The sequence below is a fragment of the Frankia torreyi genome, assembly GCF_000948395.1.
GTDB classification, from domain to species: Bacteria; Actinomycetota; Actinomycetes; order Frankiales; family Frankiaceae; genus Frankia; species Frankia torreyi.
This window is the reverse complement of the sequence record NZ_JYFN01000013.1, coordinates 115,291-139,155: the sequence shown is the minus strand read 5'-3', so window position 1 is coordinate 139,155 and position 23,865 is coordinate 115,291. Positions and strand designations below refer to the sequence as shown.

22 protein-coding genes and 1 pseudogene are annotated in these 23,865 nt (G+C 71.3%); 11 read left to right on the top strand and 12 right to left on the bottom strand.

The window, feature by feature from the left end:
* Window positions 1-573: 573 nt before the first annotated feature.
* Complete coding sequence (locus tag FF36_RS37675) at window positions 574-807, bottom strand: hypothetical protein (protein ID WP_242418669.1); 234 nt, start codon at window positions 805-807, stop codon at window positions 574-576.
* Here FF36_RS37675 and FF36_RS10855 point away from each other — a divergent pair.
* Complete coding sequence (locus FF36_RS10855) at window positions 706-2,280, top strand: N-6 DNA methylase (protein ID WP_242422426.1); 1,575 nt, start codon at window positions 706-708, stop codon at window positions 2,278-2,280. The two genes, FF36_RS37675 and FF36_RS10855, sit on opposite strands and share 102 nt — an antisense overlap.
* A gap of 681 nt (window positions 2,281-2,961) precedes the next feature.
* Here FF36_RS10855 and FF36_RS10850 read toward each other — a convergent pair.
* Both FF36_RS10850 and FF36_RS10845 read right to left on the bottom strand, forming a co-directional pair.
* Window positions 2,962-3,987 carry an oxidoreductase gene (locus FF36_RS10850; RefSeq protein WP_044884875.1) on the bottom strand — a complete coding sequence of 342 codons (1,026 nt, stop codon included), beginning with the start codon at window positions 3,985-3,987 and terminating at the stop codon, window positions 2,962-2,964.
* Between the two features lie 58 nt (window positions 3,988-4,045).
* Window positions 4,046-4,474: a nitroreductase/quinone reductase family protein gene (locus tag FF36_RS10845; RefSeq protein ID WP_044884874.1), complete on the bottom strand. Its 429-nt coding sequence runs from the start codon at window positions 4,472-4,474 to the stop codon at window positions 4,046-4,048.
* A gap of 294 nt (window positions 4,475-4,768) precedes the next feature.
* On the opposite strand from FF36_RS10845, the gene FF36_RS10840 reads away from it, so the two are divergent.
* Window positions 4,769-5,710, top strand: coding sequence for an acyl-CoA thioesterase (locus FF36_RS10840; protein WP_044884873.1), 942 nt, complete (start codon window positions 4,769-4,771; stop codon window positions 5,708-5,710).
* Here FF36_RS10840 and FF36_RS10835 read toward each other — a convergent pair.
* Window positions 5,704-6,564, bottom strand: a complete 861-nt coding sequence (locus FF36_RS10835; RefSeq protein WP_044884872.1) for a mycofactocin-coupled SDR family oxidoreductase — start codon at window positions 6,562-6,564, stop codon at window positions 5,704-5,706. The genes FF36_RS10840 and FF36_RS10835 overlap by 7 nt on opposite strands.
* 148 nt (window positions 6,565-6,712) lie before the next feature.
* Here FF36_RS10835 and FF36_RS10830 point away from each other — a divergent pair, with 148 nt between their 5' ends.
* Window positions 6,713-7,516, top strand: coding sequence for an enoyl-CoA hydratase-related protein (locus FF36_RS10830; protein WP_044884871.1), 804 nt, complete (start codon window positions 6,713-6,715; stop codon window positions 7,514-7,516).
* Window positions 7,517-7,570: 54 nt separating this feature from the next.
* On the opposite strand, the gene FF36_RS10825 is transcribed toward FF36_RS10830, so the two are convergent.
* Together FF36_RS10825 and FF36_RS10820 are read right to left on the bottom strand one after the other, a co-directional pair.
* Entirely contained in the window at window positions 7,571-8,347 is a 777-nt protein-coding gene (locus FF36_RS10825; protein ID WP_044884870.1) for an SDR family NAD(P)-dependent oxidoreductase, read from the bottom strand.
* 19 nt (window positions 8,348-8,366) lie between these two features.
* Entirely contained in the window at window positions 8,367-9,356 is a 990-nt protein-coding gene (locus tag FF36_RS10820) for an enoyl-CoA hydratase-related protein (protein ID WP_063870379.1), read from the bottom strand.
* A gap of 218 nt (window positions 9,357-9,574) precedes the next feature.
* On the opposite strand from FF36_RS10820, the gene FF36_RS10815 reads away from it, so the two are divergent.
* The gene (locus FF36_RS10815) at window positions 9,575-10,132 is read left to right on the top strand and encodes a DinB family protein (protein ID WP_044884916.1); all 558 of its coding nucleotides are present in this window, start codon (window positions 9,575-9,577) and stop codon (window positions 10,130-10,132) included.
* Here FF36_RS10815 and FF36_RS10810 read toward each other — a convergent pair.
* Window positions 10,118-10,711 (bottom strand): TetR/AcrR family transcriptional regulator, encoded by a 594-nt coding sequence (locus FF36_RS10810; protein WP_044884869.1) that lies wholly within the window; start codon window positions 10,709-10,711, stop codon window positions 10,118-10,120. The genes FF36_RS10815 and FF36_RS10810 overlap by 15 nt on opposite strands.
* Between FF36_RS10810 and FF36_RS10805 the strand changes: the two are divergent.
* Window positions 10,623-11,587, top strand: a pseudogene (locus FF36_RS10805) (SDR family NAD(P)-dependent oxidoreductase); the annotation flags it as partial. The gene FF36_RS10810 and the pseudogene FF36_RS10805 overlap by 89 nt on opposite strands.
* 221 nt (window positions 11,588-11,808) lie before the next feature.
* On the opposite strand, the gene FF36_RS34870 reads toward FF36_RS10805, so the two are convergent.
* Together FF36_RS34870 and FF36_RS35905 are read right to left on the bottom strand one after the other, a co-directional pair.
* Entirely contained in the window at window positions 11,809-12,057 is a 249-nt protein-coding gene (locus FF36_RS34870) for a hypothetical protein (protein ID WP_128423290.1), read from the bottom strand.
* Window positions 12,058-12,872: 815 nt separating this feature from the next.
* Entirely contained in the window at window positions 12,873-13,106 is a 234-nt protein-coding gene (locus FF36_RS35905; protein ID WP_044884867.1) for a nucleotidyltransferase domain-containing protein, read from the bottom strand.
* Between the two features lie 364 nt (window positions 13,107-13,470).
* Between FF36_RS35905 and FF36_RS10795 the strand changes: the two genes are divergently transcribed.
* Together FF36_RS10795 and FF36_RS10790 are read left to right on the top strand one after the other, a co-directional pair.
* Window positions 13,471-14,052 carry a CGNR zinc finger domain-containing protein gene (locus tag FF36_RS10795; protein WP_044884866.1) on the top strand — a complete coding sequence of 194 codons (582 nt, stop codon included), beginning with the start codon at window positions 13,471-13,473 and terminating at the stop codon, window positions 14,050-14,052.
* Between the two features lie 37 nt (window positions 14,053-14,089).
* Complete coding sequence (locus tag FF36_RS10790) at window positions 14,090-14,569, top strand: cupin domain-containing protein (protein ID WP_044884865.1); 480 nt, start codon at window positions 14,090-14,092, stop codon at window positions 14,567-14,569.
* A gap of 7 nt (window positions 14,570-14,576) precedes the next feature.
* On the opposite strand, the gene FF36_RS10785 is transcribed toward FF36_RS10790, so the two are convergent.
* Window positions 14,577-15,092 (bottom strand): toll/interleukin-1 receptor domain-containing protein, encoded by a 516-nt coding sequence (locus FF36_RS10785; RefSeq protein WP_044884864.1) that lies wholly within the window; start codon window positions 15,090-15,092, stop codon window positions 14,577-14,579.
* Window positions 15,093-15,359: 267 nt separating this feature from the next.
* On the opposite strand from FF36_RS10785, the gene FF36_RS10780 reads away from it, so the two are divergent.
* On the top strand, window positions 15,360-16,310 hold the full coding sequence (locus FF36_RS10780) for a hypothetical protein (RefSeq protein ID WP_044884863.1): 951 nt from the start codon (window positions 15,360-15,362) through the stop codon (window positions 16,308-16,310).
* 66 nt (window positions 16,311-16,376) lie between these two features.
* On the opposite strand, the gene FF36_RS41435 is transcribed toward FF36_RS10780, so the two are convergent.
* The gene (locus FF36_RS41435; protein ID WP_242422425.1) at window positions 16,377-16,940 is read right to left on the bottom strand and encodes a cytochrome P450; all 564 of its coding nucleotides are present in this window, start codon (window positions 16,938-16,940) and stop codon (window positions 16,377-16,379) included.
* 1,112 nt (window positions 16,941-18,052) lie between these two features.
* Between FF36_RS41435 and FF36_RS10770 the strand changes: the two genes are divergently transcribed.
* The 3 genes from FF36_RS10770 to FF36_RS32625 all read left to right on the top strand — a co-directional run bounded on the left by FF36_RS10770 (window position 18,053) and on the right by FF36_RS32625 (window position 20,568).
* The gene (locus FF36_RS10770) at window positions 18,053-19,267 is read left to right on the top strand and encodes an AAA family ATPase (RefSeq protein WP_199865368.1); all 1,215 of its coding nucleotides are present in this window, start codon (window positions 18,053-18,055) and stop codon (window positions 19,265-19,267) included.
* Window positions 19,264-20,103: an RloB family protein gene (locus FF36_RS10765; RefSeq protein WP_044884861.1), complete on the top strand. Its 840-nt coding sequence runs from the start codon at window positions 19,264-19,266 to the stop codon at window positions 20,101-20,103. The genes FF36_RS10770 and FF36_RS10765 overlap by 4 nt, the downstream gene beginning before the upstream one ends.
* 99 nt (window positions 20,104-20,202) lie before the next feature.
* Window positions 20,203-20,568, top strand: coding sequence for a type I restriction-modification system subunit M N-terminal domain-containing protein (locus FF36_RS32625; RefSeq protein ID WP_055866318.1), 366 nt, complete (start codon window positions 20,203-20,205; stop codon window positions 20,566-20,568).
* Here the strand turns inward: FF36_RS32625 and FF36_RS10755 are convergent.
* Window positions 20,502-22,478, bottom strand: a complete 1,977-nt coding sequence (locus FF36_RS10755; RefSeq protein ID WP_044884859.1) for an ABC transporter ATP-binding protein — start codon at window positions 22,476-22,478, stop codon at window positions 20,502-20,504. The two genes, FF36_RS32625 and FF36_RS10755, sit on opposite strands and share 67 nt — an antisense overlap.
* Window positions 22,479-23,865 lie beyond the last annotated feature (1,387 nt).

The window sequence follows — 23,865 nt, the reverse complement described above, 5'->3', positions numbered from 1 at the left end:
ACCGGATCCGTGCGCCTCGTCACGGCCGCCGAGATCGCCCGGCTCGCCGAGGTGAAACCGGCGGCGGTCAGCAACTGGAGACGTCGGCATCCGGATTTTCCCGCGGCCGAACGGCGTATGGGACGGGAGGTCTACCCCGCCCCAGAGGTAGCCGCCTGGCTCGATCATCGGATCGTTGCGGAAAAAGATCGACAGCCTACTGAGGATGCGGGGATCACCTATGGGATCCGGTTCCGTCGAAACCTGGGATCGCCCGAGCGGGTCGCCCCTCCCCCGGATACCGGTCGACGGCTCTGGCGGGCGTTCGCAGCCTACCGCAACTTCGGCGGGATCAATGGGACCGAGGCGTCGATGTTGGCTTTCGGGCTGCTCTACCTCCGCTTTCACGACGCGTCACGATGGTCGGAGCTCAGGGAACTCAGGTACGCCCCCGACCGTGACCTGCCCCGACGAGCGGATGATCTGGTCAACAGCGCGCTGTTGGCAGGCGGGCATGAACCGCTGCCGCGGCATGCGTGGACCACTGGCGGGCCCTCTGCCGACCACGCAGATCTGGCGACGGCCATCCAGATCCTAGATCGTCTGGATCCGTCGTCGGGGCCGGATGGCATCCGAGACGCGCCGATCGCCGGCTGGCTCGCCGATGATCTGCTGTCCCGGTTCGCGGCTGCCGACGGCCGGCGGGGGCATCTCACGCCGGACTCGGTGGTTCGGTTGGCAGTTCGCCTGACGAACCCGATCGGCGGCGAGCGAATTCATGATCCATTCTGTCATCTGGGCGAGTTCCTCGTAGGCGCCGTCGACCATGTCCGGACCCGGTGCGGAGCGCCCGCGAAGCTGAAGGTCAGCGGTGGCACGGTTGGCCACCTGGGATGGCTCGCGGGGATGAACCTGACGCTGCACGACATCGCTACCCGCGAGGTGCGGGTCGAGCCGCCCCTGTACCGCTGGGACACACAGCGGCGCTTCGATCTGGTGCTGACCAATCCACCGTTCAACATGTCGGACTGGACTGACGGTTACCACGTCGGTGACCTGCGCTGGCGATATGGCATTCCGCCGCGACACAACGCGAACTTCGCCTGGCTGCAGCACGCCTTGGCCCTGCTCACCGAGGGCGGCCGTGCCGCCGTCCTCATGCCCCACGGCGCCGGATCATCCGAGAACTCCCGGGAGCGGGCCATCCGGGCCGCCATGGTCGAGGACGGTGTGGTCGATGCCGTCATCGCGCTGCCACCTCAACTGTTCCACTCCACCGCGATCGCCGTGACGCTCTGGCTGCTGCGGGGTCGGGGGTCGGACGGTGACGACGATGTCTTCTTCGTTGACGCTCACGCGGCCGGCACCATGGACGGCCGCAACCATCGGGTCCTGCGCGAGGAGGATCTGGAGCGCATCACGGCGGCGTACCGCGATCGATCGACGTTCACCTCGGGTGACGTGCTGTCGCGGGCCGTGGCCCGAGATCGGCTACGAGACGACGGATACGTGCTGAATCCCGGCCGCTATCTGATCGCCGCCTCGGCTCCCGTCGATCTCGATCGGAACCGGGCCGACGCCGATGACCTGCGCCACAGCCTACGCAACCTGCTACAGCGGTCGATCGACTCGCACGAGCGGGCGGAACGTCAGATAGATACCGCCGCCGATCTGCTCTACGGGACTCCCGCCGGTTGGAGCCGGTGCCAGTTGGGTGAGGTGTGCGACGTGCTCGCCGGCCCTTCCGGCGCGGTGAGCTCCGGGGGAGGGAACTCCTCCGATGTTCCCGTCATCAAGCCGAGGAACATCAGCGAGAACCGGATCGTGCGGGATCACCTCGACTTCGTCGATCCGTCAGTGGCCGAGACGCTGGATCGTTACCTGCTGGCACCGGGCGACGTCGTATGTACCAGAACCGGCGAGATCGGCCGGTGCGGGCTGGTGACCGAGGAGCACGACGGCTGGTTGCTCGGCACGTCCTGCCTGCGTCTGCGACCGGACGCGTCCCTCGACCCGAGCTATCTGGTCTTTTATCTGGGACATCCCCGCGTACAGCGGTGGCTGGTCGGCAATGCCGGCGGCTCGACCGTTCGATCGCTGACCGCCGCGACCATGCGCGCCCTGCCGCTCCTCCTTCCGGACACCGACCGGCAGCGGCGCATCGGCGCGGCGATGGGCGCACTGGACGAACAGTTGGCGATCCACGATCGGATCCGGCGCACCACATCGGCGCTGCGGGAGTCGCTGGTACCGCTGTACCTCCAGGACACGCTCCTTGACGAGGCGCCCGAGGAGATCTGAGTCCGCTGCTTTCGGCCACCGGCATCGCGGCAGATCGTCCCACGGCTGCCACTGCGCGCAGAGTGGCGCACCGGCCACAGACCGGCGCGGACGCGAATACAATCACCAACCTAGGTGCATTATTTTCACCTTTGGCTGCCGGCAGCCGCGGACGAGTATCGGAGACCCATGACGCAAGGCGACGCCCACCCACATCCGTTGGCACAGGCGAGCAGCCAGCCGCCCGTCGACTGGGCCTCGGAATGAGATGAGACGATCGCGGCCACATCTGTTCATATCACTGGGCGTACCGATGGCAGTTTACGGCTGCATCGTGCTCGTGATTCGACATGAGCTCCTTCTGGGCTCCATGCACTGCGCGTTCGGACTCTCCCTCCTCTTTCAGGGAACAAGAGCGAGGAACAGTTCGCACCCACGAGGCCCGGCTTCGTAAGGATGGCCAAACGGTTGGACACCAGGAAACGCGCCAGAATCTGCGGCACACTTCTCCTGCTACTCACCGCGGTCATAGTCTCCTTCGAAATCTTTGCGTTCGACGACACGAGGTCCGCCATCACCGCCGGCAGCTCCGGGATTCTTGCGTGCACCCTGATCTTCAAAGCAGCAAAATCACCAACCAGATAGGTCGAAGCTCCAGCGGACTGTGCGGTGGTAGGACGCCTGGTCGGGCGGGGGAGGACGTCACGGTGAGACGAGCGACGGGCGTGCGGGCGAGGTGGTGGGCGGCCGGGCCGGTTCGCGCAGGTCGTAGGTGACTCCGGTGAGCCGCTCGGACTCCTCCCACAGCCGGCGCTGCCGGCGGACGTCCGCAGCGCGCGCGCTGGCCTCGGTGACGACGGGCAGACCGGTGCTGCCCAGCAGTCCGCCGGGGCCGTAGTACTCGCCGCCGCGGGCACCCGGATCGACCGCGGCCCGGACCGTCGCCAACGCGCCGACCCGCGGACCCTGGATGAGCCAGGACATCACCGGTGCCATGCGCGCGCCCAGGAACACCCGGGCCGCGGGCGTGAGACCGCGGCCCAGTTCGGTCCGGGCGATGCCCGGATGCGCGGCCACCGCGATGGTCGACCCGCCGGCCTGCGCAAGGCGGCGTTGCAGCTCGAAGGTGAACATCACGTTGGCGAGCTTCGAATCCGGGTAGGGCCGACGGGAGCGCCTGCGACCGCCCGGCCGCTCGCCCGACGGCAGCCGGCGCAGGTGATCGACGTCGATCCGCCCGTACCGGTGAACGAGGCTGCTCACGGTGACAATCCGCGATCCCGCCGTCGCCACCAGCCGGTCGAGCAGCAGGCCGGTCAGGGCGAAGTGACCGAGATGATTGATGCCGAACGTCGGCTCGAAGCCGTCCTCGGTGCGCCCCGGGGGCGGACACATGACCCCGGCGTTGTTGATGAGCAGATCCAGGCGCGGGTGTGCCGCCCGGATCCGCTCGGCCGCCGAGCGCACGGAGGCAAGGGAGGCCAGATCCAGCTGTTCCACCCGGACATCCGACGCGGGAATGCCGACCCGGATGCGCGCCGCGGCCAGTCGGGCCCGCGCCGCGTCGCGGCAGACCAGGATGACGGTGGCGCCATGCTCGGCGAGCACCCTCGCCGTCTCGAAGCCGAGGCCGGAGTTGGCGCCGGTGACGATGGCCGTGCGTCCACGCTGATCGGGCACGTCGGCCACGGTCCAGCGCGGGTTGTCGGTGTGGAGAACCTTCCTCACTCCCTCGGTCTCACGCTGTCCACCGGAACCCCGGGCAGCGTACGGTTCGGCCGGTCGATCAGCTCGGTTCCAGCAGGACCAGCGGGATCACCCGGTCCGTCCTCGACTGGTAGCCCCTGTACCAGCGGTTGTCGGCGATGACGCGCGGCCACAGTCGTTCGCGCTCCGCCGGGGTGGCCGCCCGGGCCCGCATCGGCCGCCACGGGCCGCCCCCGGCTCGCACCGTCACCTCCGGGTTCGCACAGACATTCAGGAACCAGTCCGGATGACGGTCATCGCCTGCCCGCGACGCAACCAGGACGATGGTCGATCCCTCGCGCAGCGGCGAGGTCACCAGGAGGGTGTGGGGGTGGCCGCTGCGGCGGCCCGTGGTGGTCAGTTCCAGGACGGGCATCCCGCCCGCCCGCCAGCCGAGCCGGCCACGGGTGACCTTCACGAGAGCCCGGTGCACGGTGTTCAGCGTCTTCAGCGTCCGAGTGGTCGGCATGCCTCGCCCCTCGTTCCGTCCTCGTCCTGTCCCGGCCTTCCGGACCCGGCGATCCTGCGCACGTCCGCCCGGATGTCCACCTGGCGCCCGGATGTCCGCCTAGCGCCCGGATGTCCATCTGCGCGAGAGCATGCCGTCTCCGGGGGACATCGTGCACGAACCGTCGTGAACCGGACGGCAACCGCTGATCATTTTCCGTGTGCACTCAGCCACTCGACGACTCCGCCGACGGTGTCCCCCGGTATTCATGGGAGTAAGGCGCCGGGTCGGGCGGCAGAGGGCGAGGACATCGACGTGGCAGAGCTCACGAACGAGATCATCGTCGCTGCGCAGGCCGGCGGCGGGCACGATCTCGCCGCCGCTGACGTGGCCGCTGCGCGCTACGAGCCGGACTGGGTGCAGACGTTGTTCACCCTCCCGGAGCTGCTGCGGGTGCTCGACCTGACGCCGGCGCTGCCCACGACGGCGGCGCGGTGCGTGCCGAGCGGGCACGGGGGTGTCCTCGGCGCGCAGCAGCTCGGCCAGCAGGTCGTCCTCGCCGAGCGGCTGGCGTCCGGCAAGCGGCTGCACACCCTGCAGACGGTCTTCATCCATGGCGGCCGCGCCGACCTGCCGCTGGAGATCGACGTGGAGCGGCTCGCCGGAGGCCGGTCGGTGGAGTCGTTCGCCCTGTCCCTGCGCCAGGGCGGCGACCAGCTCAGCCGGGCGCAGGTGATGCTCACCGGGGACGCCCCCGACTTGCACCGGTTCGACTCCCCCGCCGCGGACCTCGGACGCCCGGCCGACGCCGAACCCGTCCGCCGCGCGCTGCTGCCCTGGGAGGCGGCGATCATGCCGCGCCGGGCGCCACGCCAGCTCGACCTGTGGACCCGCATCGCCGACGCCCCGGAGGACCCGACCTTCTGGCGGGCCCTGATCGCGCACACCGTGGAAACGCTCGCCATCGCCGACGGGATGCTCCACGGCGGGATACCGCTGCCACCCCGCGCCGAGCTGCAGGCGGTGGTCCTCACGCAGACCGTCACCTACCTCGACGACCTCGACGTCCGCGACTGGCACCTCTACCGGGTCCACACTCCGCAGGCGGCCCGGGGACGGATCCTCGGCCGCGGCGAGCTCTACGGCGCCGACGGCGGGCTGCGGGCGGTCTTCGAGACCGTCAACCTCGTGCGGCCCGCCCGAACCCGGCCGGGTCAGGCAGGGCAGGCGGGTCAGGCAGAGCAGCCGGGTCAGTAGCGACGGTTGGTGTTGCCCTGGTCGACGGGCAGGACGACGCCACTGATCCAGCGGGCCTCGTCGCTGGACAGGAACACCACGGCCTGCGAGATGTCCTCGGGTTCGAGCCACGGCCGGCCCATCGGCATCGACGCGGCGAAGCCCTCCCGGCAGTCGTCCACCGTCGGGTTCGGCAGGTCCGGGCGGAACAGGTGGAACTGCTGGGTGTTCTCGGTGACCATCGGGGTGTTCACCGTGCCCGGTGCGATGACGTTCACCCGGATCTGGCGGTGGGCCACCTCGTTGGCCAGTGACATCGCCATCCCGATCACGCCGTTCTTCGTGGTGACGTAGTCGGACAGGTTCGGGACGCGGTTGAGCGCCGCGCCCGAGCTGATGACGATGATCGACCCGCCCCTGCGCCCGGCGAGCAGGTGCGGGACGGACGCGGCGAGGGTGTGGAAGACGCCGGTGAGGTTGATGCCGATCACGTCGTCCCACTGCTCCGGCGGGATCTCCCACAGCCGGCGCGCGGGCGGGGAGATTCCGGCGCTCGCCACGACGATGTCCAGACCGCCGAGTTCGCGCACGCCGGTGGCGAGCAGATCCACGATCGCCGCCCGGTCGCGCACGTCGCCCACCCGGGCGATGATCCGCCGGCCGGCCTTCTCGACCAGGGCGACGGTCTCGGCGAGCTCGTCGGCGGTGCCCAGCGGGTAGCCCATCGTCGCGACGTCGGCGGCCCGGTCGATGCCGATGATGTCCGCGCCCTCGCGGGCGAGCGCGACCGCGTGGGAGCGGCCCTGCCCGCGGGCGATTCCGGTGATGAAGGCGACCTTGCCGGCGAGGCGTCCCGCGGCGGCGGGCGCCGTCACCGCCGCGCTCCCGGCCAGGTCGTCGCCGCGCGTCCCATCGTCATGGTGTCCTCCCGCTTGCGTCGTCACCGGGCCGTTCGCGTCGCACGCACCCCTCCGATAGTCATATCGTTTAAACATTCGCCCGTCACCCGAAGGAGCCCCGGCGGTGGAAGAACCCAAGTTCGTCCGGGTCGAGATCGCTGACCGCATCGCCACGGTCACGCTCGCCCGCCCCCCGCGCAACGCGCTGAGCGCGCCGATGATGCGCGAGATCGGGCAGGTGTTCACCGAGCTCGGTCGGGGGGATGAGGCCGCCGTCGCGATCCTCGCCTCGGACTTCGAGCGTGTCTTCTGCGCCGGCGCCGACATCACCGAGTCCGAACGCCGCTACACCCGCCGGGAGCTGCTGCCCGAGGAGAGCCTGACCGACCTGATCGATCCCGGCTCCGTCGTGCGCGGCTGCCTCGCCGGCATCCGCGACGGCGGGCTGCCGGTCGTCGCGGCGGTCGGCGGCGCGTGCGTCGGCGCCGGGGCCGCCCTGGTCGGCTGCTGCGACCTGGTGGTCCTCGCCGAGGAGGCGTTCTTCTCCCTGCCGGAGATCGACGTGGGCGTCCTCGGTGGCACCCGGCACGTGCAGCGCCTCGTCGGGCCGATGAAGACCCGCGAGATGGCGCTGACGGGCCGGCGCGTGCCCGCGGCCGAGTTCTACCGGCTCGGCGCCGCCGCCGCGTTGGTGCCCCGCGCGGAGCTCGCCGCCACCGCGCGCGCCCTGGCCGCGGAGGTCGCGGCGAAGAGCCCGCTGGCGCTGCGGCTGTCCAAGGAGTCGATGAACCGGGTCGAGGACCTCCCCCTCGACGAGGGCTACCGGCTGGAGCAGGACTACACCGCGCGGGTCAGCCGCCTCGACGACGCCGGGGAGGCTCGCCGCGCCTACCTGGAGAAGCGCGAGCCGCACTGGACCTGGCGCTGACGCTGTTCGCCGGGCGGCGCCGCGGCAACGTCGGCGGCGCCGCCCGGCGTTCGGTCAGGCGACGTGCCAGCCGGTGTCCGCGGCGATCCTGGCGGCGTTGACGAGCACGGCGGCGTCCGAGCACAGCCAGACGACGACCTCGGCGATCTCCTCGGGGCGGCTGAGCCGGCGGATCGGCTGGGCCTGCTCCATCGCCCGCAACTGCTCCGGCGTCAGGTACTGGCGGGCCCGCTCGACGATGCCGGTGTCCACGTTGCCGGGCGCCACGGCGTTGACCCGGATGTTGCGCCGGGCGTACTGCAGGGCGGCGGCCGTGGTCAGGCCCACCACGCCGTGCTTGCTGGCCGTGTAGCCGATGTCGGCGACGTTGCCCTTGTAGGTGGACTCCGACGCCACGTTGACGATGGCCCCGCCGCCGCGCTCCAGCATCCGCGGGATCTCGTACTTCAGGCACAGGAAGACGCTGGTCAGGTTGGTGCGCAGGATCCGCTCCCAGAGCTGTTCCGGGTAGCTGACGACCGGGTCCTGGGACTCGACGATGCCGGCGTTGTTGTGGGCGTAGTCCAGGCCCCCGTAGGTGGCGACGGTGCGGTCGACCATGTCCCGCACGGCGTCCGGCTCACCGACGTCGGCGTGGACGAACGTCGCCTGCCCACCCGCGGCCCGGATCAGCTCGACCGTCTCCGCCCCCGTGTCCGGGTTGATGTCGGCGACGACCACCGCCGCGCCGCACTCGGCGAACCGCCGGGCCGAGGCCCGTCCCATCCCGTAGCCGCCGCCGGTGACCAGCGCGACCTTGCCAGACATGTCGATGTGCACCGTGGCCGTCATCGGGGTCTCCTTCTGCTGGTCAGGACCGGCTCACGGCGCCGGACGGGTCGAAGTCCAGCTCGGGCAGGGGGGCGCCGGTGATCGCGGCCGGGTCGAGGTCGTCGGCGAGCGGGGGGAACGACGCGGGACGCTTCGCCAGGAAGCTGTCGATGCCCTCGCGGAAGTCCGGGCCGACGGCGGCGGCGGCCATCGCCCGGTAGGTGCGGCCGAGCGCCGCGTCGAGCTCGCCGGTGCTGTCCGTGCGCAGCTGGTGGCGGATCAGCGCCAGCGACACCGGCGAGCAGTTCGCCGCGATGTCCGCGGCATAGGCGCGCGCGGCGGGCAGGAGCTGCGCGGGCTCCACGACCCGGGTGACGACGCCGAGCTCGCGGGCCTCGTCGGCGTCGAACACCCGCGACGACAGCAGCAGGTCCGCCGCCCGTTCCTGCCCGATGAGGCGGGGCAGCAGCCAGGTGATGCCGAACTCGCCGGCCAGCCCGCGGCGGGCGAAGGCGGTGGTGAACCGCGCACCGCGGGCGGCGAACCGCACGTCGCACAGCAGGGCCTGGACCAGGCCCATGCCGGCGCAGGCCCCGTTGACAGCGGCGATCATGGGCTTGCGCACCGACCAGGCCCGCACCGGTGAGCGGCGGCCGGTGGTGTCCATCGGCTTGCCGGCGATCTGGCCGAGCCGGCCGGTGTCGACCCCCGGGCAGAACGTGGTGCCCGCGCCGGTGACGATCAGCACGCGGATCGCCGGGTCGCGATCGGCCTGCGCGAGGACGTCGAAGTACCGGTTCTCCATCTCGGGGTTCCAGCCGTTGCGCCGCTCCGGCCGGTTCAGCGTCACCACCCCGACGCCGTCGCCGCCCACGTCGAGCAGCACCGGCCCCTCGGCCACCACCGACCGGTCCGCCGCCGCCTCGCCCGCCGCCGCCTTGTCCGCCGCCGCCTCGCCCGCCGCCGTCTCGCCCGCCGCCGTCTCGCCCGCGGTCGTCTCGCCCGCGGTCGTCGTCGATTCCGTCGTCACCGCCGCCTCCCACCTGTAGCTGTAGCGCGAGGGCCAGCATTTCCCGTCGACGGGCGCAGTGTCGAGCGATGCGCATAATTCACTACATTCTTTAGCGATCGAGTCCCATCGGGCCTCCCCCGGCCCCCTCCCGGGCCGCCGCCATGGGCACCGCCTCGGCCGGTCGGCGGCGATCTCTCGCCGGCCGGTGGGCCCCGTGCGCCGCCTACGATGGCGTGATGATCAGTTATCCGTCAGCGGGGCACCCGACCGGCCCGCCCGCACTGGTGGGCGAGACGCACGCGTGCGCCGACTGCGGCTTCTCCTACCCGACGCGCACCGTGGACGATGTCCTGGCGGAACTCGCGACGCTGCCGGCGCGGGTGGCGCAGGCCGTCACCGCCGCCGGCCCCGATCTGCTGCGGCAACGGCTCTCGCCCGGCACGTGGTCCGTCCTCGAGTACGCCTGCCACCTGCGGGACGTCCTCGCGACCTCCACCATCCGGCTGCACCGGGCCCGCACCGAGGTCCGGCCCGTCGTCGAGCCGATGCTCAACGACCTGCGCGCCCGCCGGTTCCGCTACAACGAGCTCGACCCGGCGGCGGTGCTGGCCGAGCTCGCCGCCAACGCTCAGGGCCTGCGCGACGAAGCCGGCCGGGTCGAGCCGCAGGACTGGGAACGGACGGTGGCGCGCCTACCCGGCGAGGAACGCACCGCCCGCTGGCTGCTCCGCAACGCGCTGCACGAGGGGATCCATCACCTGGCCGACATCCAGCGGGGGTCAGGGGCGGCGTAGCGCGTCGATGGCGACGTCGAGGGCCGCCTCGAGATGGGTGGTGCTGCCGGTGGACAGCAGCATGAGCACGCCGCCCTGAATGCCGGCGATCAGCGCCGCGGCGTGGCGCTCGGCGTCCAGCAGCGGGGAGATCTCGCCTGCCCGCGCCATCGCGCGGATGCCGGTGGCGATCTGCGCCTGCCACTGGTTCATCAGCTCCGTGACGACCGCCTGAGCGCCGGGGGTGCTCCGCCCGAGCTGCGACACCAGGACGCTCAGCGGGCAGTGCCGCCCCTGCTCGCGGTAGCGGGCGACGACCTTGTCCCGCCACACGAGCCACGCCGGCCACGAGGTGAGCTCGCCGAGCTGGGGCTGCTGGTCGGCGAGGACCCGGTCGGCCTCGAAGCGGGCCACGGCCAGCAGTAGCTCCTCCTTGCCGGTCGGGAAGTAGTGGAAGAGCTGGCTCTTGCTGGTGCCGGTGCGGGCGCGGACGTCGTCCAGCGTGGTCGCCATGACCCCGCGCTCGCGGATCTCGGCCGCCGCCCCCTCGATGATCCGTTGCCGGGTCGCGCTGCCCTTCGACGTCAGCCTGGTCGGCACGTCCGCTCCTCCCGCCAGCCATTTCTGGACTTGCGGGTCCAGTTTATCCCGGGCAGATTGGGCCGCGCACCAGCCGACGCCCACGACCTGCAGCGGTGGAGCAGACCACCGCCGGAAGGAACCCCGAATGTCGATCACACCCCTGGCCGGACGCAGCGCTCTCGTCACCGGCTCGACCGACGGCATCGGCGCGGCGATCGCCGCCGAGCTCGCCGCAGCCGGTGCCCACGTGGTGGTCAGCGGTCGTGACGCCGGGCGCGGCGCCGAGGTCACCCGGGCGATCTGCGCGGCCGGTGGGCGGGCCACGTTCGTCCCCGCCGACCTCGCCGCCGGTGCGCCCGCCGTGCAGGCGCTCGCCGACGCCGCCCGCGACGCCGTCGGTGGCGTGCCGGACATCCTCGTCAACAACGCGGCTATGATCATCTCGCCGAAGCCCACCGCGGAGGTGGGCGAGGCATTCATCACCGCCGCGCTCGCCCTCAACGTCACGGCGACGTTCCTGCTCACCGGCGTCGTCGCACCCGCCATGGCGGCCCGCGGCAGCGGAGCCGTCATCAACATCGGCTCCATCAACGGCCTGGTCGGGATGGGCGGGTCGGCCCTGTACAGCGCGACGAAGGCGGCCGTGCACTCGCTGACGAAGTCGTGGGCCGCCGAGTACGGTCCGGCGGGCGTGCGGGTGAACACCGTCGCACCCGGCCCCACGCTGACCCGCCGCATCGAGCAGTACGCCGACCGCATCGCGCCCCTGGTCGCGCGGGCGCCCTCGCGGCGACCCAGCAGGCCGGCGGAGATCGGCCGCGCGGTGGTGTTCCTCGCCGGCGACGACGCCGCCAACATTCACGGGGCGACGCTGAGCGTCGACGGCGGCTGGTCNGCCGTCTGACGATGTGCACCGCAGGAAATCTGACGATGTGCACCGCAGGAAAGAGGAAGCCTCCGCGGCGGAGGGGATCCACGGAGGCTTCGTGATGCCGCGACTCCCGGACGGAAGCAGGCCGCGGTCCGCGGCGGGCTACCGGGAGGAACGGAGAACCGGAAAAGCGAGGTCGGGCCTGACGGTGGGCCTTCTCCGGCGCAGCGCTCAGGCGGAGTGCTCAGGCGGAGCGGAACGACCCCGCGTCGGCGTGCTCGCGCGACGCCCCCCCGCGCCGCTGCGACGGAACGGCGACGGAAGTCCGAACGTCCTCGTCGCGGGTGAGGATCGCCACCATCTCCTGACGGGTGGACGGCGAGAGCTCGGGGTCGGACAGCAGCATCGCCACTTCGCGACGCTGGGCCCGCGCAGCACGGTGCGAGGTGAGCGACGTACGCAGGGAGGAAACAACGGAATTCTGGGTACGCATGAAGAACTCCTTGAAGTTATTGCCACGGGAGGGTGGGCCACTGTCACCCTCCGGCTTCCATTGTGCGCCCGCTGGGCGACTTTCGACAGCGCCGTGGACGTGATCTGGACTGCAGTCCGACACTTCCGGACAGCCGCTATGACCCGGCCCACAGTAATGGCGCTCACAATCGCTGCGATTCGTAACACCGGTCACACCCATTAAGGCAGGGACAATGTGTCCGCGTCGCGCGGGTCACAATTCCCCCCTCGGCCGGGCCGGTCGGCATCGCACCGGCCGGCCATTCGGCTCGTAGTCCAGGTCACATTCCCCCACACCGGAGCAACCTTGCGACCGGGAATCGCGTCGGGCCTTCTTGACCGCAAGCAGCCAGCCGGACGCCTGGCGGTCGCCAGCACCAGGGATCGGTGCTGCGGCACCAGGCCGGCGTCACAGCACCAGGCCGGGTGGTGCGAGGGTCCTGGCCGGGCCCCGGCGGCCCCCGCCATGCCCGGAAAGCCCGTCGGCGGCCGAGCCGGACAATCACGAACAAATGAATGAAGACCCGGGTCGTGCACTGCACCCCGAAGACGCCCCACCGGCCCGTCCCCGCACCTAATGCCGTGACGGCGAAAGGCGGTCGCACCATGGATGTCCGGGATGCGCGAAGGCGAGCGCGTCAACGAGCCATCGGCGCCGCGCCGCGGTGAGGACCGGCGGCGCCGCGACCAGGTCGCGCTCGCCCTTCGGCTGCAGTGCCGCCGCCTTGTAGAACAACTGCACCTCGGGGGCGAGATAGGGGGCGAGGTAGAGAATGCCGTCCGGGGTGACGTTCCTCAGCGCTGCGACCGTACGGCGGACCCGCCGGTCACACCGGCCTTCCCAGTAACCGTCCCGCGCCGCAGGACGGCCACGTCGATATCTCCGTGCTCACGGAGACCCCGGCCGACCGCGCTTTGAATCGCGTAGCCACCCGCGATCCACCACGGCTCGGCCAGCACCGCGAACAGCACCGTCACCTCCGGCGGATCCGTCGGCTCCCATCGCCCCCAGGGGCCCTCGGTGCGCATCCGACGATCCCGCGCTCCAGGCCCGCCGTCCGCTCCGGGCCCGCGTCGACGGCACCGGCCGGTCGGACTCCCCCGCACCGCACAGCGCCGCGGGTGAGGCAGGTGCGACGCGCCACCGAGGAGGATCACCAAGAGATCAACCGGTGACGCCCGCCGCGACGATCAGCCCACGCCTCCATAGACTCTCGTGCTAACGTCCCTCTGCAGGGGGCCTCGTCAACCCATGATGGGGTGACGAGGGCGGGTCGGTAGCACTGCAGTGATCTTCGTACGCAGCGTTACCCAAGAAGATCATCTTCACCCGCGGAGATCATCGTTACACGCGGAGCACGCGGAGATCGTCGTTACCCGAGGAGGTCGTCCGATGCTCACGTCCGGCACGATGACCGAGTTCGACCGGGGGGCGGGCAGTCTCTGTCTCGACTTCGTCGCGACCGTGCGCGACTGGCCGGGGCGCCGCGTCGAGCTGCTCGCCACCCCGGCGGAGCTGACCGGCTGGTTCGAGGAACAGGGGCTGCCGGCCGCCGCCGGCGGACTCACCGAGCCGGACCTGCTCGCCGCACGTGACCTGCGGGGGGCGGTGAACGAGACCACCCGCGGTCTGATCGCCAGCCGGCCGCCCACCCCCGAGGACATCCGGCTGATCAACGCGGCGGGCCGGCGTCCGACACCGGTGTTCCTGCTCGGCCCGGGGGGCCGGACACGGACCCCGGTCCCGGAACCCGACGCGGGCGCCGCGCTCTCCGTCATCGCCCGCGACGCGATCAACCTGCTCACCGGGCCGGATCTCGGTCGCGTCCGGGCCTGCGACAGCGACGGCTGCGCGACGCTGTTCCTCGACCGTTCGCCCTCCGGGCGGCGGCGCTGGTGTTCGATGCGCCGCTGCGGGGGCAGGGCCGCCGCAGCGAACTACCGACGCCGGCGCGCCGCACGCTCCCAGCCCTGACCGTCGACCCCGAACCGACTCCCTCTCGGAGGTTCTCATGTCCACGCCGCCCGCGGACAGCTTCCATCAGCGGCTGCATCAGGTCACGCCCGCCGGCCTGTCCAACCGGACCTCGCAGACCGCCGGGATGAGCCGGGTCGAGGCGTTGTCCGGGAAGACCGTCGGGTCCGTCGACCTGTGGATGGGGCAGACCCACGTCGCCGCGGCGACCTCCTCCGCAAACCACCATCACGGCCGCTCGGAAACGGGCATCTACGTCGTCTCCGGCCACCCGAGCTTCGTCTTCCTGGAGCACGAGGAGGAGATCCGGCTCGACACGAACCCGGGCGACTACATCTACGTGCCGCCGTGGGTGCCGCACCGGGAGGAGAACCCGGACCCCGACGAGGAGGCCGTCGTCGTCATCGCCCGGACCACCCAGGAGGCGATCGTCGTGAACCTCCCGGACCTGCGTTGGGTCGGGCCCGTCGCCACCGGCAACGTCGGCCCCGCCCGTCGGAAGTGGCACACCTACTGACCGCGGTTCAGCGGGGGGTGCCCGTCGCTCGCGACGGGTCGGCGGCGGGCGCGCCGCCGGGGAAGGGCGGCTCGGCCGCGGGCTTGTCCCGGCCGCGGCGGATCGCCGCGATCTGCGCGAGCAGGCGCGTGCGCGCCTCGTCGGCGGCCAGGCCGAACAGGTCGAACGACACCACGCCGCCGAGCAGGCCGGGCCGAGGGCAGTCCTCCACCCGAACCGGGACCAGCCGGCGGGCGAAGCCGGCGGGGTCCGCCTGGTACGCCCCCTCCCACTCGGCCTGCCCGTAGACCGAGCGCAGGTAGGCGCGGGACAGCACCGCCAGGGTGCGGGCACAGGCGCGAATGCCCTCGTCCATCCGGCTCGCCCAATGGCTGCCGGGCACGAAGTCCCAGGCCTGCACCAGCACCGTGTACCCCGCGACCTCGAGGTGCCAGGCGATCCACTCCGCCCACTCCCGGTCAGCGGCGGTGTAGGAGATGAAGAAGTCCCATCGCGCCGCGGATTCGGTCGACTCCGCATCCATACCGGACGGCCGTTCGCCGCCGCGTCCAGGCGCATTCATCGCACAATCTTGCCACGATTCGTCACCACGCCCCAGACACGCTGGTCGCCGTCGTCAGCACCCCGGTTGCGGCGGGTCGACGGCTCTGCGGCTTCGGTTTCCCGACCGACATGGCGCATCGACAACGATTGGGTGTCAGTTGAGCTAAAAGCCTGCGCCGGGATGGTCAAGGTCGATGTGCTGTGACAAAGGCGGCCCGCCCGGGCCGCCCGGACGGGGGCGGGCGACATGACGGTGAAACGGTCCCGGGACGCGGTGCGCACCGCGATGGCCAGCGGGTGGCGGCGGATCTGTCTGCTCGTGGCGGGGCTGCTCGCGCTCGTGGTCACGCAGCCGGGCACGGCGCGGGCCGCGGACACCATCGGGTTCACCGGCGACGCCGGCCGGGGCAACGGTGTCGCCGTGCCGTTCGAGGGGTTCACCGACCGGCGCGGCGGCCCCGTCCCGATCGGCGGCGCGGTCGGCGTCGACCTGGTGCTCGGCTCGACGGCCCGGCCCTACCTGCCCTGCCAGCACTACGACCCGCGGACCCGGACCGGGGACACGTTCGTCAACGCCTGCCAGGAGCGGGGCAGCTACGCCACCTACACCCGGTTCCCGGCCGGTGGCGGGCTGGTCTTCCCGGCCGGCTACTTCATGGGCAACGTCCAACCCGACCTGGTCCGCGGGGGCGGCCTGTCGACCGGCTGGGGGTCGCGCACGGCGGGGCTGTCGTTCGAGTTCTACCCGGAGCTGCGTCGCGACGGCGACTACGTCCACTCCCGGTTCTACCTCGACCGCTTCACCCACCGGGCCAACGGCTGGGCCTACTCCGCGGCCGTCGGTCGGATCGCGCTCACCACGCTCGCCGACCCGGGCACTGCCCGCCTCGGCGGCCGGATGACCGTCGGCGGCCGGGCGCCCGCCCCCGGCCGGGCGAAGGTCGTCATCTTCGGCGGGGCGGCCCGCTCGTCGACGGGCTACCCGATCTCCTCGTTCGCCGTTCACACCGGCAGCGGGGCGCCCACCTGGATCTCCAGCCCGCTCTACGCGGGCAACCAGCGGATCACCGTCACCGACACCACGACCGGCCGCAGTTGCGTCCTGGATCGCTACGGCGTCCGCGGACCGAACAACGTCGTCGACTTCGACCTGGCCGCCCCGGGCTTCGGCCACCCGGACAGCGTCTGCACGTCCTGACCGCCGCCCCCGCCCGCCGACTCCGCCCCCCGCCCCCAGGCCCCCCGTCGTCCCACCGGGTGCGGGTCACCAGGTGACCGGCAGCGACCGCAGGCCGTAGACCACGGAGTGCGGGCGGAACTCGACCTGCTCGTACGGCACCGCGAGCGCGAGCCCCGGAAACCGGCGCAGCAGCGCCGGCAGGCCGACGCGCAGCTCCAACCGGGCCAGCGGCGCGCCGAGGCAGTGGTGCAGCCCGAAGCCGAAGGCGACATGGCCGACGGCACCGCGGGTGATGTCGAGGCGGTCGGGATCGTCGAGGAACGCCGGATCCCGGTTGGCGGCCGGCAGCGACAGCAGGACGTGATCGCCCTTCGCGATCGTGCGCCCCGCGATCGTCACGTCGGCCCGCGCCGTGCGTGGCGCGCCGGCGTGCACGATCGACAGCCAGCGCAGCAGCTCCTCCACGGCCGGGCCGACGCGGGCCGGGTCGTCGCGCACCACGGCAAGCTGGTCGGGATGGCGCAGCAGGGCCAGGGTGCCGAGCGCGAGCATGTTCGCCGTGGTCTCGTGCCCGGCGATGAGCAGCAGGTTGGCGATGCCGACGAGTTCGGCGGTGCTCAGCTCGTCGCCGTGCTCGCGCACCAGCATGCCGAGCATGTCCTCGCCCGGCGCGTTACGGGCCCGCGCGACGAGGTGGGCCATGTACTCCCGGTTCTCGCCGATCAGCGCGAGCCGCTGCGCGGCGGGCAGCGACGCGTCGAGCTGACGGCGCGTGCGGCCCTGGAACTGCGCCCGGTCGGCGTACGGCACGCCGAGCAGCTCGCAGATCACCAGGGACGGCACCGGCAGGGCGAAGGTGGACACCAGGTCCGCCGGGCGACCGGCGCGTTCGGTGTCGTCGAGGGCACCCTCGACGATGGCGGCGACGCGGGGTTCCAGCCGGCGCATCCGCTGGCCGGTGAACTCCGGCGTCAGCATCCGGCGCAGCCGCGTGTGGTCGGGCGGATCGTAGGCGAGCAGGTGACCGGCGCGCAGATCCGCCAGCCGCTCCCCGTGCGGCCCGCGCCCGGTGTGCTGGCCGGCTTCGGCGACGGCGGCGGCCGCGGCGCCGAAGACGCCCGTCTCGGCGTTGCTGAACCGGGACGCGTTGGCGAGCACCGCGCGGACGTCGTCGTACCGGCTCACCAGCTCGGCGGACAGCCCGAACGGGGTCATCACCGGGCAGCCGCCGCCGGCGTCCCGGGAACGAATGATCTCGGGATNGGGATCGANCCCCNCCCGCCGCAGGTAGAGCGGCGCCGTCTGCTGATCGGTCATGGTGATCGCGTCCCCCCCACGGTCCGTCGACTCCAGGCCTACTACCCTCGGTACCGACGCAGACACCTCTCGCGTTCGGGACGGTGGGGGCGTCACCCGTCCAGACGGCAACCGGGTCGACGTCGGGCCGCCTCCAGAGGGCTCCTCGCAGGCGCCCAACGATTCCTGTCCACCACCTCAGTCCAACCCGTCTTGAGATCTGCAGGTCTAACCCATTCGAACCCTTACCAGCACTCCTCGCCCCTTGGACCCGATCGAAGCTCGACGACGCGAGTCGACAGCCTGACAGCGAGATAGTCGACGTCATAGGCTGCTCAGTGCAGAGTTTCTGCGTAGAGTCGCTCACGACGCGACCAGCGACCGTGTCAGCCGGGAGGGTGACCATGCTCCTCCACTTTCGAGTGACCAACCACCGGTCGATCCGCGACGAACACGAGCTCTCCTTGATCAGCACCGAGTTCAACGAGGGCACGGCGCGCGCCACGCCGCTGCGCTCCCAGGGACGGTCGGTGAGCGTGCTCCCCGTTCTCGGCGTCTTCGGGGCCAACGCGTCCGGGAAGTCGAACCTCCTCAACGCCTTCCGCTTCATGCGCGAGGCGGTCCGCAGTTCGGTCGCCGACTGGGCGAAGGCTCCCGGGGCCGTCCCGCGTGAACCGTTCGGACTCGACCCGAGTTGCCGAGAGGAAACGAGCCTCTTCGAAGTGGATCTTCTACTCGGTAGCGAACCCATCCGCTACACCTATGGATTCGAGCTGTCCGACGAGCGCGTAGAAGCCGAATGGCTCCACGCGTACCCGCGAGGGAAGCGCAATGTCTGGTTCGACCGAGAAGCCGGGCGGGCCGACGACGGCGGGGAGGAATTCGTTTTCAAAGGAAGCGGATTCAAGGGCACGCGTGATGCCCTCGTCCAGTTCACCCGCCCCAACGCGCTTTTCCTCACGGTCGGGGCGACTCTCAACGATCCGCAGCTCTCGGCGCTGTACCGCTGGTTCACGGACAACCTGTGGCTGGTGACACCGGGCGCCGACATCGCCGCACGTACCCAGTGGACGCAGCGCCTACTGACCGACGCGAAGAAGTCCGCCAGCTACCGAGATCGGATCATTCGCCTGCTGGCCGTGGCGGACCTCGGCCTCACCGGCATCGACGTCGACCGGGATAGCGGGAAGGTGAGTCTTCGTCATCGCGCGCCGCACGGCGGTGAGGTCTCGCTGGACTTCCTCACCGAGGAGTCGCTGGGGACCCACGCCTGGTTCGCCTTCCTCGGCCCTCTGCTGACCGTCCTGGACGAAGGAACGGTGCTTTTGGTCGACGAACTGGACTCCAGCCTTCATCCGACGTTGGCCGCCGAGGTCGTAAGGATCTTCCAGGATCCCGAATCCAACCCCCGCGATGCCCAGCTGATCTTCACGACGCATGACGCGACGCTGCTGGGTAACGCGGTGCTGGACCGCCCCCTCGACCGCGACCAGGTGTGGATTACGACGAAGCGACGCTCCGGAGAGACCGAGCTCTACGCCCTGACCGAGGCCAAGCCGCGCAAGGAGGAGAACCTGGAACGCGGCTATCTGCGCGGCCGGTACGGTGGGACTCCGCGGCTCACAGCGGGAGAGTTGATGCGTGAACTGGCCCGGCAGGAGGCGAGGGCGTCGGCGTGAGTGCGCGAGGTGGGCGGGGTGCCCGTCACGCCGGCGGAGCGTCGCAGCGGCGGCGCCGACGCGGGTCAGTCGACGACGAACGCTCTCTGGATCGCGGACCGGGTCTCAGGTCCCGGCGAGTCCGGGTCATCTACGTCGCTGTCGAGGGAGAGTCCACCGAACCCGGCTATCTGGACTATCTGAACAAGGAGTTCGGAGACGGCGACAAGGACCGCCCGCCCTTCCGCATCCAACCGATCTGGCAGCGCAACGGCATGCTGCCCACCGCGACGGTGGCAGCGGCCCGTCAGCATGCGGAGCCGGAGGACGAGGCGTGGGTGCTCTTCGACCGGGACGGCACCGACCGTGACGCCGACATCCAGCGAGCCTTCCAGGACGCCGCCGAGGCCAAGGCCGAGATCGGTTTCTCCCATCCGTCCTTCGATCTCTGGCTGCTCCTGCACTTCCAGCCGTTCTCCGGCGCACAGAGCGGCAGCAGTAAGATCGTGGTCGAGAAGCTACGCAGCGCTCTGGGCGCCGAAGCGTTCCAAGATTACGACAAGCGAAACGATAAGAGCATCACGTCTCGACGGCGCGATGCCCTTCGCGGCAGAGAGCGGGCAGCGGTCGCCAACGCGCGAGCACTCGTCAACGCCTGTGCGCACAGCGGTTGCAGCGCCAGCCAGGCAAGCGTCGACCGGGTGGATCATGGTTCTGCCGGTGCCCCGCCGCTGGCCTGGCCGGCGTGGTCTGCGCGTTCCGGCCACGCTCTGGACTGTCCGCCGCTGCGACAGGACCCGTCGACCGGTGTCTGGCGGCTGCTGGTCTCGCTCGGCATCGTCCCCGCTGCCCGCTGACGAAGGCCACGGGTGGATGGCATACCTTCGCGGACGGTCGCCATCCGGACTCGTCAGAGCCCCCTCTGTTCAGAAGTGATCAGCCAAAGGACATCGCGCGTGGTTCTGCTCACTCTCCCCCAGCTGGAGCGCCATCTCTTCGGTGCCGCCGACGTCCTTCGCGGGCGCATGACCGGCCCGGAGTACCGGGACTACATCTTCGGGATGCTCTTCCTCAAGCGCAGCTCGGACGAGTTCCAGGAGGAGTACGAACGCCGCTACCAGAAGCGCCTCGAAGACACCGGCTCCGCCGAGACAGCCAGGAAGCACGCCGAGCGCCACTCGACCTACCCGGATCACTTGTTTGTGCCGGCGAGGGCACGGTGGTGGGCAGGGCCGAAGTCTAAGCATCCGGCCCTCTACGAGACCCGGGGCGGTTCAGTGTCGACGTACTGGCTGGCCTGGAGGGTGAACAGTTCGCGGTAGATGCCGGGTCGGGACATCAGCTCGGCGTGATTGCCCTGGTCCGTGACGAGGCCGCCGTCGAGGACGTAGATGCGGTCGGCGGTGCGGACGCTGGCGAGGCGGTGGGTGATGAGCAGGACGGTGCGGTCCCGGCCCAGCTCGCGGATGAGGGTGAACAGGGTCTGTTCGGCGCGGGCGTCGAGGGCGGCGGACGGCTCGTCGGCGATGAGGACCGGGGCGTCCCGGTAGACCGCCCGCGCGCAGGCGATCCGCTGCCACTGGCCCCCGGACAGGTCGTGGCCGGAGTTGTACTGGCGGGCCAGCGACGTGTCGTAGCCGTGCGGAAGCTTCTCGATCACCTCGTCGGCCTCGGTCGCGCGGGCCGCGGGGATGACGCTGTCCGGGCCGTCCGCGAGGAGCCGGCCGATCCGGCCGACGGCGATGTTGAGCCGGGCCGACATCGGCCACTGCGTGTAGTCCTGCGGGATCACGGAGATGCTCTCCCGGACGCTGTCCGGGTCGACGCCGGCGAGGTCGACGCCGTCCCAGCTCACCGTCCCGGTGTCCGGTTCGTACAGGCCGGCGAGGATCTTCGCCAGGGTCGACTTGCCGCTGCCGTTCACCCCGACGAAGGCGACGACCTCGCCGCGGCGCAGCTCGACGGTGACGCCGCGCAGGGCCGGGGTGTCGGTGCGCGGGTAGGTGTAGGCGACGTTCTCGGCCCGGACGACCGCCGGCCGCGGCGGCGCCGCATGGTCGCGCGGCTCGGGCACCAGCCCGCTGGCCTGCGCGATCCAGGCGCGATACTCATCGAAGTAGAGGAAGTTCTCGTACGCGGTGTTGAGGGTGGTCAGCGCCGAGGCGAGTGCGCTGCGGCCGGTGCGGATCGCGAGCACCGCGGTGCCGCCGGCGGCCAGTGGCATCACCCCGGCGTTGAGCAACAGGATCAGCGTCCCGTAGACGACGCCGAGGGCGAGCCCGGACACCGCCTCCCCGGTCAGCCGGTACCGCGCCTGTCCGCGGCCCACGCGGACCTGCTCGGCCTCCTGCTCGCGGGCAAGGATCGTGTACTCGTCGAGCAGGAAACGACCGAGCCCGAACGAGCGGATCTCCGCGGCACACTCCCGCGCGGTCATGTGGTACCGGAGCATGTACTGGCGCCGGACCTGGCGCAGCCGGCCCAGCCAGGAGGCGTGGGCGAGCCGAGCCGAGCGCATCGACGCCCAGCCGTCCGGCAGGATCGACAGCACCAGCAGGGGCAGCAGCACCGGGTGCAGCACGCCCAGCACACCTCCCGCGGCGGCGATATGGACGGCGGACGTCAGCATCTCGATCGCGTTGTCGACGAGCTGGCGCCCGCTGGCGGCGCCCCGCTCCGCGGCGTCAAGGTCGTCGACGAAGCGCGGATCGTCGAAGGCCATGATCGACGTGCGGGTGGACAGGTCGAGCAGCCGAACGTGGCAGACCCGGTCCACCCGGGGGCCCAGACGGACCCGCACCAGGTTGGTCGCCGCCGCCAGGCCGCTGCGCAGCGTTCCGGCGGCGACGACGAGGATGAGGGCGGGCAGGGCGTCGTGCAGCCGCTGCGGCGTCGGGCCGTCGCGCAGCACGGCGGTCAGCACGCCGGCGACCGCGAGCAGGCCGGCCGCCTCGATCACCCCGGCGAGCACCCGCAGGACGACCATGACGACGAGGCCGCGCCGATCGGCCTCCCAGGCCAGCGACCAGGCGAGCCGCAGCAGTCCGGGCAGCCGCCGGGCCATCGTGCGCACCCCGGTCTGCGCCATCGTCCGGTCGTGGCGCGCCCACGGCCGGACCCCGTCGTCGTCCTCCTTGCCGTAGGTGAGCACCGGATCGTGTTCGGCGGCGAGCGGCGCCGACGGTGCCTTCCGCTGGGTGGGAACCGGGCCGTTCTCGGAAGTGCGTTCCACATCCGCGAGGGTCGCCCTTCCCGCGCCCGCTCACCCCCGCTTTGGAGGGGATCGGCGTGTCTTCGCGTGGATCGGCGGCTGTTACGCCGAGCCGGCCCGCCTCCCGGTGCCGATACCCCGAACGGGCGGCACCGCCGAGCATTTCGCCGGTGCCGGATAATGAAGCGATGGACGGGCCGGACGAGCGGGCGCTGGACGCCTACGAGCGGCTGGCGGCCCGCTGCGCGCGAACCTGAACACCGGCGCATGGCCACGAGAATCGACAGGCCATGGCTTTCGATCGCCCGCCGGGGCTGCCAGACCGGCACGATTGTGGAAGCCTGATACCGGCTGACTAGACTTCACCAGAGGCAGCCTATGAAATAGATTTATGCGCGCCCGACAATAGCAGGGATGGGGCCGGTTTGTCAACAGATGACATTGCATCCGAGCAGGCATACGTCTCTGCTCTCTACGATCGGCTCGACGGGATTCGCCGGCGCACCACGTCCCGGCTGCGGACGGTTCTCCGGCACTCCGAGAGCCTGCCCCGGGCCCGGTTCGAGCGGGACGCGGCCAGCGCCGAGTGCGCGGCGACGCTGGCCCGGATCACCGCCGCGGAGAACGGCCTGTGCTTCGGCCGGCTGGACCTCGACGGCGGCGAGCGGCGCTACGTCGGCCGGATGGGCATCTTCGACGAGGACGCGGACTACGAGCCCCTGCTGATCGACTGGCGCACCCCGGCCGCCCGGCCGTTCTACGTGGCGACCGGGGCCGCGCGGCTCGGCGTCCGGCGCCGGCGGCACATCACGACCCGCCGCCGGGAGGTGACCGGCCTCGACGACGACGTCTTCGAGCTGGCCGTCCGGGAGCCGAGTGCCACCGAGCTGGTCGGCGAGCCGGCGCTGTTCGCCACCCTCAACGCCGCGCGCACCGGCCGGATGAGCGACATCGTCGAGACCATCCAGGCCGAGCAGGACCGGATCATCCGCTCGGACCACCGCGGGATCCTCGTCGTGCAGGGCGGGCCGGGGACCGGCAAGACCGCGGTCGCCCTGCACCGCGCCGCCTACCTGCTCTACACCCACCGCGACCGGCTCGCCCGCAGCGGCGTGCTGGTCGTCGGGCCGCACCCGACGTTCCTGCGCTACATCGAGAACGTGCTGCCGTCGCTGGGCGAGACCAGCGTGGTCAGTGCGACGGTCGAGGCGCTCTACCCGGGAGCGCGGGCCGACCGGCCGGAGGAGCCGGCGCTGGCCGAGCTCAAGGGCCGGGCGGTGCTGGCCGACGTCCTCGCCGCGGCCGTCCGCGACCGACAGCGGCTGCCCCGCGGGCAGACGCTGGAGATCCACACCGAGGAACGCCTGCTGCTGCTCGAGCGCAGCACCTGTGCCCGGGCCCGCGCGCT